General features: G+C 40.9%; 11 protein-coding genes. 10 read left to right on the top strand and 1 reads right to left on the bottom strand.

The features are described from left to right. Position 1: 1 nt before the first annotated feature. Positions 2–463 carry a hypothetical protein gene (locus tag O8C65_06810; protein MCZ7356628.1) on the top strand — a complete coding sequence of 154 codons (462 nt, stop codon included), beginning with the start codon at positions 2–4 and terminating at the stop codon, positions 461–463. Continuing rightward, positions 460–645 carry a hypothetical protein gene (locus O8C65_06805; protein MCZ7356627.1) on the top strand — a complete coding sequence of 62 codons (186 nt, stop codon included), beginning with the start codon at positions 460–462 and terminating at the stop codon, positions 643–645. The genes O8C65_06810 and O8C65_06805 overlap by 4 nt, the downstream gene beginning before the upstream one ends. Here the strand turns inward: O8C65_06805 and O8C65_06800 are convergent. Then, on the bottom strand, positions 608–913 hold the full coding sequence (locus tag O8C65_06800; GenBank protein MCZ7356626.1) for a glutaredoxin family protein: 306 nt from the start codon (positions 911–913) through the stop codon (positions 608–610). The two genes, O8C65_06805 and O8C65_06800, sit on opposite strands and share 38 nt — an antisense overlap. Before the next feature lie 273 nt (positions 914–1,186). Between O8C65_06800 and O8C65_06795 the strand changes: the two genes are divergently transcribed. The 8 genes from O8C65_06795 (at position 1,187) to O8C65_06760 (ending at position 12,966) form a co-directional block, all read left to right on the top strand. Beyond that, positions 1,187–4,108 (top strand): S8 family serine peptidase, encoded by a 2,922-nt coding sequence (locus O8C65_06795; GenBank protein ID MCZ7356625.1) that lies wholly within the window; start codon positions 1,187–1,189, stop codon positions 4,106–4,108. A gap of 250 nt (positions 4,109–4,358) precedes the next feature. Then, positions 4,359–4,646, top strand: coding sequence for a hypothetical protein (locus O8C65_06790; protein ID MCZ7356624.1), 288 nt, complete (start codon positions 4,359–4,361; stop codon positions 4,644–4,646). A 195-nt stretch (positions 4,647–4,841) separates the two neighbouring features. Continuing rightward, the gene (locus tag O8C65_06785; GenBank protein MCZ7356623.1) at positions 4,842–5,786 is read left to right on the top strand and encodes a DUF362 domain-containing protein; all 945 of its coding nucleotides are present in this window, start codon (positions 4,842–4,844) and stop codon (positions 5,784–5,786) included. Positions 5,787–6,131: 345 nt separating this feature from the next. After that, complete coding sequence (locus O8C65_06780) at positions 6,132–7,487, top strand: hypothetical protein (protein MCZ7356622.1); 1,356 nt, start codon at positions 6,132–6,134, stop codon at positions 7,485–7,487. Positions 7,488–7,521: 34 nt separating this feature from the next. Next, positions 7,522–8,235 (top strand): hypothetical protein, encoded by a 714-nt coding sequence (locus tag O8C65_06775; GenBank protein ID MCZ7356621.1) that lies wholly within the window; start codon positions 7,522–7,524, stop codon positions 8,233–8,235. A 109-nt stretch (positions 8,236–8,344) separates the two neighbouring features. Beyond that, on the top strand, positions 8,345–9,823 hold the full coding sequence (locus O8C65_06770) for a radical SAM protein (GenBank protein MCZ7356620.1): 1,479 nt from the start codon (positions 8,345–8,347) through the stop codon (positions 9,821–9,823). Continuing rightward, on the top strand, positions 9,820–11,196 hold the full coding sequence (locus tag O8C65_06765; protein ID MCZ7356619.1) for a WD40 repeat domain-containing protein: 1,377 nt from the start codon (positions 9,820–9,822) through the stop codon (positions 11,194–11,196). Before O8C65_06770 ends, O8C65_06765 begins: the two co-directional genes overlap by 4 nt. 330 nt (positions 11,197–11,526) lie before the next feature. Then, positions 11,527–12,966 carry a WD40 repeat domain-containing protein gene (locus tag O8C65_06760; protein ID MCZ7356618.1) on the top strand — a complete coding sequence of 480 codons (1,440 nt, stop codon included), beginning with the start codon at positions 11,527–11,529 and terminating at the stop codon, positions 12,964–12,966. The last annotated feature ends 243 nt before the right edge of the window (positions 12,967–13,209 follow it).

Here is a 13,209-nt window from a genome sequence, read left to right as displayed (position 1 = left end):
TATGGCATTGATAGAAGTTGAAAAGCATGAAGTCGAAGAACAATCCAGTGAACCCATACGCGTTCGAGGGCTTCCTTTCTTTCCTCATTTCGTACTCAGGGAAGTTGTGGTCATGTGTCTTATTGCGGGAAGCCTCATACTGCTGGCATCGCTTTACCCGGCGGGCCTGCTTAAACCCGCCGATCCATTCGATACGCCAACCCCGATATACCCGGAGTGGTATTTCCTGTATGTCTTTGGTTTCCTGAAATTCTGGACCTTTGACGTTGGACCTCTACCTGCAAAAATCATCGGTGTAACAGTGCCCATGATCCTGTGGTACGGCCTATTGATACTGGTGCCGTTCATAGACAGGAACCCGTCCTCGGATATCAGGAAAAGAAAAATTGCGGTCGCTCTTGGCGTTATTGCCCTCATAGGCGTGCTGTTCTTCACATACTATGGGATTGTTCACGGCGAATGAAACTGTCAAAGTCAAAATATGAGAAGTTAGATGCGGTCACCAAGATCATAGGATTGGTGATCCTGGCATTCAGCATAGACAGAGTGACAAAGGGCAATTATTCTGTTGCCCTTGCTCTTTTCGGCCTGGGAGCTTTGATAAGCATCATTCCTCTGTACATTGAGGTAGAGCCTTCCGCATGAGGATCATTTTTAATTTATCCTCGTTTATCCTGTAATTGAAAGCTATTTCACCATCTATCTCAAGTACCGGTATCAGGCATTTGTATTTTTCAAAAGCGTTTTTATCTTTTTCAATGTCAATTTCTGTCAATGAAAAAGGAATTTCGTGCTGGATTTTTAGAAGTATTTCTTTCGCAATATGGCATAAATGACAATCTTTTTTCGAATAGATGGTGACATTGACCATAATGGTTTTTCCGCATTTAAGCAAATTAACATGTGCGCCCATTGTATATCATTTTTATCTTTGAATTTATAATCCATAGCGTGCTTTTTCGCACGAATTGCTGTGATAATTTATTCGGCAAAATAATATTTTACGAATGTGAGTTAAAATATCACTTTATTAAAAATAACCCATCTAATGAGCAACATTATCATTGTGACCAAAAAGTACTTATTGAATCAAAACAAACTGGACGATTAATAGACGAGATTTACAAAAAAAAGTGATGCACTGAATAAATAAAATAATCTTGTTTACTTTAGAGGTGGAATAAATATGAAACAAAAATATATATTAGCTTTGCTTATAGGCATTGCAATAGTTTCAAGTCTTTTTACCCCAACAGTTGGGGCTAAACTTGAAGCTGGAAAATTAAATGGCTACAAGACTATTGTAAATCAAAAGATTGAATTTCAGGACTCAAAAATCCAATCAAAACTCCTGGAATCAATGGAAAAGAACAAAGAGGAAGAAAAAGATATAATTATTATAATTAAGAAAGATAAAAATAAAGACAATGTGAATAACTTTCTAACCCTGGGTTCAAAACCAAAAGCCTTGGGTAAGAAAATAAAATATCATAAAATGGCGAACGCATATTCTACTAAAGTGAAAGCTAAAGACATCCAGGATATTGCCAACCTTGATGAAGTTGATAGGATATATGAAGATTTCAAAGTAACAGTTGCCCTATTTGATAGTGTCCCAATAATTAAAGCGAATTCATTATGGTCGAGATATGATGGAACCGGAGTAAAGGTAGCGGTGATCGATACTGGTATAGATTCAAATCATCCAGACCTGAAGGGTAAGGTCGTTGATGAGATATCTTTTGTAAATGGTGAATCACCAGAGGACGGATTTGGCCATGGCACTCATGTGGCAGGCATAATAGCGAGCAGCGGAGCATCTTCCAATGGTAAATATAAAGGAGTGGCTCCAGGAGCATCGTTAATGAACGTAAAAGTCCTTGGTAATGATGGATCTGGTTTAGCATCATCAGTTATGTCAGGGATGGAGTATGCAGTCGATAATGGTGCTGATATAATTTCCATGAGCCTTGGGACAGATGTATGGCCGCCGGACGGCACTGATCCTGTGGCTATGACAGCTAATGCAGCCGTAGATGCGGGTGTTGTTGTAATAGTCGCGGCTGGAAATAGTGGTGCGCCTTTCCTTATTGGCTCACCTGCGACTGCCGAGAAGGTAATTGCAGTAGGTGCAAGCACAAAAATGGATAAGATCGCGGATTATAGTTCCCAGGGACCGACATGGGATCACAGGATCAAGCCTGAAGTAGTCGCTCCTGGTGGCGCAGCGTATATAGATTCAAATCCAGCGGGATTGGGGATCGTTTCAACCTTATCAGCAGGATCATTGCTGGGAGAATGGTATCCAGGTTATGGAGTAGATAAATATTATATGGCCCTATCTGGAACCTCCATGGCAACCCCACATGTTTCAGGAGTTGCAGCCCTGATGTTACAGGCACATCCGGGTCTGACTAATGAGCAGATAAAGCAACGGTTGATGAATACAGGCGTTGACCTTGGATATGATCCCATAACCCAGGGTGCAGGAAGGATAGATGCTCTAGCGGCTGTGGATAATATTGTTACCATAAGCCCTGTTAGTTTAAGTTATTTAAAGAATCCAGGTACAAACAACAAGGAAACACTTAAAATCATTAACAATGGAAAAAATAAAATAACACTGTCCTTGAAATATACAGGGGATCTCACAGTAAAATTCTCAAAGGACAAAGTCACAATCAATCCGGGACAGACAAAAAGCATAACTGCTTCAGTAGGAATTCCATCAGGCTTATCGACAGGTATACATTCCGGTAATATTGTATTATACAACGGAAAAACACTGACAGCAAGAGTTCCGATGTTAGAAGATACACCAATGAATTTCGTTAGCGGTAAGTCAGAATTCAACGAAAATATTAAAATAAAATCATCAGATTTTGGTGGAGAGGGAACTAAATATTATTATTTCAATGTGACCCAAGGCATTCCTGGCATTTCGTCCATATTGAATTCCACGAACCTGCCTGCGTACACTTATGTGTATCTGATCGATCCCTATGGTGAATTCGTGGACTATTCCTATATTAGTCAGGATAAGACATCTACAACAGTTTCAGCATCCAATCCCAAACCTGGAAGATGGATGATACTTCTTGATTCATGGGCTTATGATCCAACGGTCCAGGAGGTGCCTGTAACACTAACAACATATCTGCAATCGCTTAAATTACAGCCCTTGTCGTGGAGTCCTAATACAACAATATCTACAGGGAGCAATATTGTCCAGGATTTCACTGTTACGAATACAGGAAATTATAGAAAATCCATCCTTGTGGATGCGTATATGAATATTCCAAATAATTTGGCTAGCGGAAGCTTCAATGGTGAGGTCAACTACAGTAATAATAATGGAAGTATGATGTCGCATACATTTGAAATTCCGGAGGGTTCCTCCCAGTACACTTTTACTTTAACTGCACTGGATAATCTGGGTTATATCTTTGCGGATATTTATGATCCTAACGGTATGTGGGTCAATGGGGTAAGTGCCGGATTATTTGCACCTCAATCCTCCAGTGTTAAAATAAAGGATCCGATACCAGGGACATGGAGAGCTAATGTCACAATGGGTTTTGCTGAAGGCGATGCTACAGAACACTATCGTGGAGATTATGCTGTAGTTTCAAAGAATACGGAATGGATAACGAACGAACCGAATTCATTATTCATTCCGGGATCATCCAGCAAGCATTTTGCTTCCCATCTGGCACCACCCGGGGATGTGAATGGTTATTATACGGGAGAATTGAGCGTATCTGCATCAGATGGACAGACCATAAAAGTCCCCATATCAGTGAATGTGGGAACGAATATCGCATACCCAGGTGATTTTGCCGGCGAGATCCAGAAAAAAGCATGGAGATATTATAACACAAATATCAATTCCAACCATCTGAATGTCAATATTAGTTGGGATAATATCACCAGTGATCTGGACTTGTTCCTATTTGATCCATCGGGTAAGACTGCGGCAAGTTCAACCCAGTCAAATACGGTAACTGAAGCGCTCAATGTATCAAATCCAGCAACGGGAACATGGACCATTGGAGTATATGGATACAATATGACAGGTAATCAGAATTTTACAGGAAAATTGAATTAAAAGTTCCAGCCTGGGTTTACCAGGCTCGTTTTTTTTATATTTTTACTTTGATTTTAATTGGGGCAAGGTTTTTTTCTTCAATTCTGGCCGTGTGCCGCCTTGCGGTGGATGAACAGAAAGAGACCAGAGCAGGTATTAAGCAAGAAGCACAGATATTAGATTAAGACATTATTTTTTATCCCAACCATTGTGCGGATAAAAAAGGAGAGGTTATATATGAAATTGGGTATATCATAGCGACTGGAGGATTATGGTCTTATTCGAAATATTAATTATCATAATTGGGCTAATTTATGGATATTTAAAACCCGGCAAGGAAGACCGTATGTCTTTATTCAAGAGAGGAATTCTTATCGGGATAATACTCGCTGTCATCTTCATACTTCTGGGAGCCTTAATGGGCGGTGGGCTCATGATATTGTTCAGTGGCATAGTAAGCGTGGTTGTGTTTATTCAGGTCATAATCCTTACAGTGCTTTTTATCGTGGGCACATTAATAGGGGACTGGCTTGAGGAAAAATTTAAAGTCAAAACTTAAAAGATAAATTCAAATATTCAATCAAGCCTGAATCTGCATAGCTTCAGGAATTTATTCATTCACAAAGGATTGAGTAAATTTAATATCTGAGCAATTTCACTATTTTGTATGGTATTTCGACGGGAGTTCCTTAATTGGTTAGGAGTTGTTTTCTTTTTCATCTTTTCAGGATGCATCAGCAAAGAGGGAATATCAATGAAAAAGCAGGGAGAAACAGGAGAAGAATTGCCACGATATTCAGGCTCGAAAGTTTATGTGATAAAAACACAGGACCGAAGAATCGCTATCAATGAGCTTCTGAAATATTTCGATATCAAGAAACTGTCCGGCAAGAAAGTGGCACTTAAGGCCAACTTCAATAGCTCAGATCCATTTCCGGCTTCCACTCATCCAGATACCCTTTCAGGCATCGTCGATATAATGAAAGGGAATGGAGCAAGCGTCACTCTGGCTGAGAGGAGCGGCATGGGGGATACCAGAAGGGTGCTGGAGGATACGGGAGTTATGGCACTTGCGGGGAAACTCGGGTTTGAGACAGTTATTCTTGACGATCTGAAAACAGAAGGTTGGCTAAAAGAAAATCCCGGTGACAGTCACTGGAGCCGTGGGTTCCTCTTCCCGAAAGTGTTCAGGGAAGCAGATGCCGTGGTACAGACCTGCTGCCTGAAAACCCACAGGTTCGGAGGGCACTTCACCATGTCTCTCAAGAACAGTGTGGGCATGGTGGCGAAATACGACCCCGAAGATGGCTATAATTACATGTCAGAGCTCCACTCCTCCCGATACCAGAGGGAGATGATAGCAGAGATCAACACCGCATATAAGCCTGAATTCGTGATAATGGACGGGATAAAAGGCTTCTCCAAAGGAGGGCCAGATACCGGAACACTGATAGAGCCCGGAATCGTGCTTGCCTCTACCGACCGGGTGGCTATTGATGCTGTCGGGGTGGCAGTACTTCGGATTTACGGGACGACAAACGAGGTTTCAAGAGGAAAGATATTCCAGCAGGAACAGATAGCCAGGGCGGCGAAACTTGGCCTCGGAGCAAGTAGCCCTGATGAAATTGAGGTCGTGGCCGTCAATAATGAAGCGCAGGACATCTGCTCGCAGATAACGGGAAAGCTCAAAGAGCCTTAAGTTAGCTTTTTATCCAAACGTTATCCCATTCTTTGATTTTCAATGCCTGCCATATAGAATCGTTCACTTCAATTAGTATGAAGTTGAAAATTAAGAAATAATAGGGGTTGATGCATATTATGCAGGCCTCGTACATCGTACGGGGTTTGGGGTGACTGAAGGCGAAGGGCGTTCTTGTGCATCCGTTAGAATATCTTAAACAAGAATAATAATTGTGGCACTAAAAAACGGGGGCACGGGAGTAAAATGTAAAAGACAAGCAAGCAAACATTTCAAATCTCAAATCACAATATTCAAATATAAGTTATATCATGATTGATAATTGCACATCTTAGGGGTGGTTTTATGATAAACAGAAGAATCTTATATGGTGAATATTCAGTACAAACCCTTACCGTTGGCATAATAATAGCTCTGATGCTTTCTTCGATAGTTGTCGGCGCTGGTGCGGCTCCCAATGAGGAGTGGAGGAAAGGTTTTAGTAATTCAGAATACAATCAATTGTTTCACTCAGTCCAGCAAACGAAAGATGGTGGATATATAATCGCAGGCCAAACAAACCAAATGGTCGAGAATTCACCTTATGCTTGGCTCATCAAGACCGATAAAAATGGTAATCAGGTATGGAGTAAAATCTACGAGGGTTTTGGTCCGGCAAACTCTGTTCTGCAAGATAAAGATGGCGGATATGTAATATTAGGTGGTGACTATCTGATTAAGACCGACCCAAACGGTTACCAGCAGTGGAGCAGAATAGAAGGGGGTCGCTCTTTTCAGCAAACCTCAGATGGTGGATATATTATCACAAAAGGGTCTGAACTTTACAAGACTGACGCAAATGGTTACAAGCAGTGGAACAAGACCCCTCCTACAAACTTTGGAATATTTCAGAACTATAATGACATTAAGCAGACTTCAGATGGCGGATATTTACTCGTAGGTAGGAAGAACCTTATCAAAACAGATGCAAATGGAAATGAACAGTGGAACAGGACAATAGGGAAAGTAAGCATAAATAATAATTATTTTGTAAGTCAGATGGCAGACGGCGGATATATAATTGCAGGTAGTAGCATGGAGGGTGACGATGCTGAGATACGTGATCGCATCATAAAAATAACCTACACCGCACGTCCACTAACGGCTTGGCTCATCAAAACAGATGCGATGGGTGCTGAGCAAAGGAACACTACTTTCGGAGTAGGAACAGAATTTGTAAATGATTTTAAACAAACATTAGATGGGGGATATGTAATTGCAGCCACAATAAAATCGTCAAGCAGTGATGATGTCGATGCTGCCCTAATAAAAATTGATACAAATGGTAATGAGCAATGGAATAAGAAATTCGAAAGAAGTTTTAGCGATGGCGATGCTACTTCTGTCTGGCAAACCTCGGATGGTGGATATATAGTAACTGTCCAAGAATCTATAGGTGAGAATTTGTTAATAAAAATTGGAAGTGCAGGTGTTGACGCAACCCCATCAGCGGTCAAAACTACTGAGATCAAAAAGACACCTGAAACCACAACTGAAGCTATAAAGACCCCTGAGGTTATTCCAACTGAGGTCATTAAGACTCCCGTAGTTACACCAACTGAGACTAATAAACCCGTTGGACAATCTACGCCAGGGTTTGGATTGCTGGCAGCTGTATTTTCGCTTGTTGTAATATTCTTCTTAAAGGGGAAAAAAGAGTAACACCATCTTAAATTAAGAAAAAGAAAACATAAATATGGAACAAGCTGTTGAATGTAACAACCATCCAAACAAAAACGCAGTCAGACTATGTGATGACTGTGGTGCGCCTTTCTGTGCAGAATGCTTGCGCAAAAATATGTTGAGCTTTTATTACTGTCAGGATTGTTATCCAGCACTTTTTAAAAATAAAACAGTGCCAGAAAATGAAATCCCTATTGACAAAAGAGTGCTCAATAAAGAAGAGCATGATGTCCAAAAGATAGAAGACGGCGTAGCACCTGTTAGTTATATACACAAAAGTCGAACAGGCTCGATTATTCTGATAATCTTGCCTCTACTGGCGTTGATTATATTTTATATAGCTGATTTCGCTACTTGGGGCGGTTATATAATAGATGATAGTGGACTCACGAGTTTAGGCCAATATAGTGCTCGATATGATAATACTAATTTGGTTTTTGGAATGAGTTTCATCCTTACTCCCCTGCTTCTCATCTTGGAATATACAGAGTATAGAATTGCTACTGCGCACTCTACTGAAATTGCCAGAAAATATATTAAGTGGACTTTTTTCCCTGGTCTTCTCATAGTAGGGCTCGATCTTTTCTCACTAAGTATTCTTAAGTCTTTTGTGGAACCCTCGGACCCAAATATTGTATTTCATTTTAGTGGAGGTTTGGCATTCTATTTCACAATGTTAACTGGTGGCTTATACGTCTTTATCGGGTGGGTTGAACGCAAGGGGTGACTAAATATGGATAAACTTATAGAAAAAATAGGAACGCATACACTTTAAGCCGAGTACTCTAAGTGGATGGGTGTTGCAAAAATAAAATTGGATGGCGATGAGGTGGTGTGTGAACTTGAATGAGTTTTCTGATATAAAGGTAAGAAAAGAAGTAACAAAAAATAAAGAAGAGAACAATATATTACAACAAATATTTTCCGTGCCTCTTGATAATGAGAAATATCTTATATATGCCCCTCTCAAAGGGATAGCTTTTATTGGCAATACGTCTCTAGTGAATGCTATTTTCGAGCAATGCTCGAATTTGAATACATCCATTCCTAAAAGCTTTCGCACACCTTCTGGTACGCCTCGTTTTGAAAAGATGAGGACTGATCTGGATTTTCTGCAAAAGCTTGATTTCTTCCAGCTTGAGGCTCTCCCTGAAGACGAATACCAGCAAAAAGGTATTCAATATGATGCAGTCATCCTCTTTTTGACTAACCAGTGCAATCTTCGATGTTCTTATTGTTATGCATCTTCGGGAGAGCACAAGTCACAACAGATGCCATGGGAGATAGCCAAAGCTGGTATCGATTTTGTTATGGGAGAGGTTATCAAGAATCAATCTCCTACTATGACCCTTGGCTTTCATGGGGGTGGAGAACCAACACTTAATTGGGAAGTATTGACCAAAGCCACTGAATATGCTCATTCCCTTTCAAAAAAGAATAATATCCAATTGCATTTGACAGGCTCTTTCAATGGTTATTGGCCTGAAAAGGTACTCCATTATATAATTCAGAATTTTACCGAGCTGAGCCTTTCTTTCGATGGTCTTCCCTCTATTCAAAATATCCAGAGACCAACTATAAATAAAAATGACTCATTTCCAAGGGTTGCTGAAACATTACATGCTCTTGATCAAGCGCAATTCTCTTATGGCATACGAATGACTGTAACCAATAACTCGGTTCGTTATTTAGCAGAAAATATTTCTTATATCTGTAAAAATTTTAAACCCAAAAAAATACAGATTGAGCCAGTCTTTGATGTGGGAAGAGCAAAAGAAAACAAATCTGCTATCATTGATCTCAATATATTTATTGACCAATTTATTATGGGATTTAAGGAAGCTGAAAAGCATCAAATAGATATGTTTTATTCAGGTGCCAGGTTAGAAGTACTGACCCAGCGGTTCTGTCTGGCTGCATGCCGTGCGCTGGTTGTCACTCCAGATGGCGACATTACAACTTGTTTTGAAACTTACAGCCAGGAACACCCTTTGAGCCGAAACTTCATAGTGGGAAATTATAAAGGAGATGGGCAGTTTTTTATTGATAAAGAAAAACTTCTCAGCCATTTCAATCATACCGTAGAACAAATCCCTCATTGTGATGCTTGTTTCTGCAAGTGGCATTGTGCCGGAGATTGTGCTATCAAGACACTTTCAGAAAATACTATTGATAGATATCATCCGACTGAAAGATGCTATGCAAATCAAGAATTGACAAAATTTTTAATCTTAGATAAGATGAAGAAAAGTGGTGAGTTGATCATGGTCAATAAGAAAATTTCTTTGCCATTATCAAAGGAGAAAAGAATATGAGTAAATTCCAAAAACAAAATTTTAGATTGCAGAGAATATTTTCAGATGGGAGCAAGGAAGAACCTAAGGTCTACGGACTTGAGGATATCGATGTGGACTGGAGGATGGGAAGGCGTGGATTTTTAATAACCTCTGCAATCGGAATAGGTGTACTCAGTGGTTGTATTGCCCCCAAATCGGAATCAACACCTGAACCTACGCCTGAGAATATGGAGGGAAAATGTGCCGAAAACATCAGGGCACATACTGATGCTGTCTTTGCTCTTTCTTTCAGCTTGGACGGAAAGCTGCTTGCATCAGGATCGGGGGATAAAACTATCAAGCTCTGGGAGATGCCATCAGGTAACTACCTCAAAACATTGGAGGAATATAGATCTGATGTCAATGCTGTTTCCTTCAGTCCAGACGGAAAGCTCCTTGCATCAGGATCAAAGGATTATTTGTTGGATCAAACTATCAAGCTCTTGGAGATGCCATCAGGTAAATACCTCGAAGTATTGCGGGGACACACAAATTTCGTCAATGCTGTTTCCTTCAGCCCGGACGGAAAGCTGCTTGCATCAGGATCAGCGGATCAAACTGTCAAGCTCTGGGAGATGCCATCAGGTAACTTGCTCAAAACATTGGAAGGACATACAGCTGAGGTCAATGCTGTTTCCTTCAGCCCGGACGGAAAATTACTTGCATCAGGATCATGGGAAACTGTCAAGCTCTGGGAGATGCCATCAGGTAACTTGCTCAAAACATGGGAAGGACATACAGCTGATGTCAATGCTGTTTCCTTCAGCCCGGACGGAAAGCTGCTTGCATCAGGATCAGCGGATCAAACTGTCAAGCTCTGGAAGATCCCATCAGGTAGGTTGCTCAAAATATTGGAAGGACATACAGCTGATGTCAATACTGTTTCCTTCAGCCCGGACGGAAAGCTCTTTGCATCAGGATCAGGGGATCAAACTATCAAGCTCTGGGAGATGCCATCAGGTAACTTGCTCAAAACATTGGAAGGACATACAGAGAATGTCCGTGCTGTTTCCTTTAGTCCTGACGGAAAATTACTTGCATCAGGATCATGGGATAAAACTGTCAAGCTCTGGGAGATACCATCAGGTAAATTCTTAACATGCCTCTTTGATCCAGCAACTCTAGACCATGATGAAAAGGCAATGAAATATAATTCAGAAGAAGGTTTTGCATATACCCTTCCTTGCGGCTCACCAATTCCATCAGGTGCCATCTGCACATGTAACTGTGTTCCCGGAACTTACGTTGCGCCATCTGTGAGTTGTGTGTGTGTGGGCAATGGCGGTGGTAGTTATGGTGGTGGTAGTTACTGTTCATGCAATAAAATATGCACATGCATACCTATTAAATGAAATCTTGAACCTAACAATAGCACATACAAAACATCTTATAAATCGCCATAATAAAAATTTTATTGATAAGGAAAAACTTCTCTGCCATTTCAATCATACTGTAGAACAAATCCCTCATTACGAGGCTTGTTTCTGCAAGTGGCATTGTGCCGGAGATTGTGCTATTAAGACACTTTCAGAAAAGACTATTGATGGATATCATCCGACTGAACGATGCTATGTTAATCAAGAATTGACAAAATTTTTAATCTTAGATAAAATGAAGAAAAGTGGTGAGATGATCCTGGTCAATAAGAACAAATCCTGGTAATTATCAAAGGAGGAAAGTAGATGAGTAAATTCAAAAAACAAAATTTTAGATTGCAGAGAATATATTCCGATGGGAGCAAGGAAGAACCCATGGTCTACGGTCTTGAAGATATCGATGTGGACTGGAGGATGGGAAGGCGTGGATTTTTAATAACCTCTGCCATCGGAATAGGTGCACTCAGTGGTTGTATTGCCCCTAAATCGGAATCCATTTCACCAGAAATCACGGCGTTACCAGAACAATCAATCGTATCTAAACCTACACTTGAGCCTACACCTGAACCTACACCAGAGAGTATGGTGGGAGGATGTGACGAAAGCATCAGGGCACATACAGAAAGTGTCAAGGCTGTTTCCTTCAGCCCAGATGGAAAACTCCTCGTATCAGCATCGGATTATGGCATCAGCGAAAAAGGCATCAAATTTTGGGAGATGCCTTCTGGAGAACCCCTAAATCCATGGATAGATGATATATTGGATATGCAGAGAGGTGATATCAATTCAGTCTCATTCAGCCAAGATGGCAATCTTATGGCATCGGCATCAAACGACAAGACCATTAATCTATGGAAGACCTTATCTCGAGAATATCTCAAGACACTGAAGGGGCATACAGATTATGTTAATTCTGTCTCGTTCAGTCCAGACGGCAGATTTCTCGCATCAGGAAGTTTCGATACGACTATCAAGCTCTGGAACCTTTCGTCTGCAGAGCTCCCCAAGACATTGAAAGGGCATACAAATGCTGTCAATGCCGTTACCTTCAGTCCAGATGGAAAGTTACTTGCATCAGGATCATCTGATGAAACTATCAAGCTCTGGGAGATGCCATCAGGTAACTTGCTCAAAACATTGGGAAGACATACAAATGCTGTCAATGCTGTTTCCTTCAGCCCGGACGGAAAACTCCTTGCATCAGGATCATCTGATGAAACTATCAAGCTCTGGGAGATGCCATCAGGTAACTTGCTCAAAACATTGGGAAGACATACAAATGCTGTCAATGCTGTTTCCTTCAGCCCGGATGGAAAACTCCTTGCATCAGGATCATCTGATGAAACTGTTAAGCTCTGGGAGATGCCATCAGGTAACTTGCTCAAAATATTGGAGGGACATACAAATGCTGTCAATGCTGTTTCCTTCAGCCCGGATGGAAAGTTACTTGCATCAGGATCATCTGATGAAACTGTCAAGCTCTGGGAGATGCCATCAGGTAAATTCTTAACATGTCTCTTTGACCCAGCAACTCTGGACAAAGATAAAAAGGCAATGAAATATAAGTCAGAAGAAGGTTTTGTATATACCCTTCCTTGCGGTTCACCAATCCCATCAGGTGCAATCTGCACATGTAACTGTGTTCCTGGAACATATGTTGCCCCGTCTGCTCCATCTGCCCCATCTTACGGAGACGGTTACTACTGTTCCTGCGATAAGATATGTACATGTATTCCTATTAAATGAAATGGGAGGTAAAGAACACTTCGGGACTTAACAAAACAGCCGTTGTCCTGAATTTCGGCATGCGCCTTGCAAAGCTATAATTCAACCACCTAATATCCCAATACTCTTCATCATCCCATGCGGCAATCGCTTTTTCCTATTTTCCATTACGTATTATCATTATTATTCACATGCCCTAATCTGCCGATATACGTCATAACAACAAACAAACTCTAGAACTTCTCATATACCGGTGCCGTGATG

It is taken from the genome of Candidatus Methanoperedens sp. (assembly GCA_027460535.1).
Classification (GTDB): domain Archaea; phylum Halobacteriota; class Methanosarcinia; order Methanosarcinales; family Methanoperedenaceae; genus Methanoperedens.
This window is presented reverse-complemented; position numbering and strand designations above follow the sequence as displayed.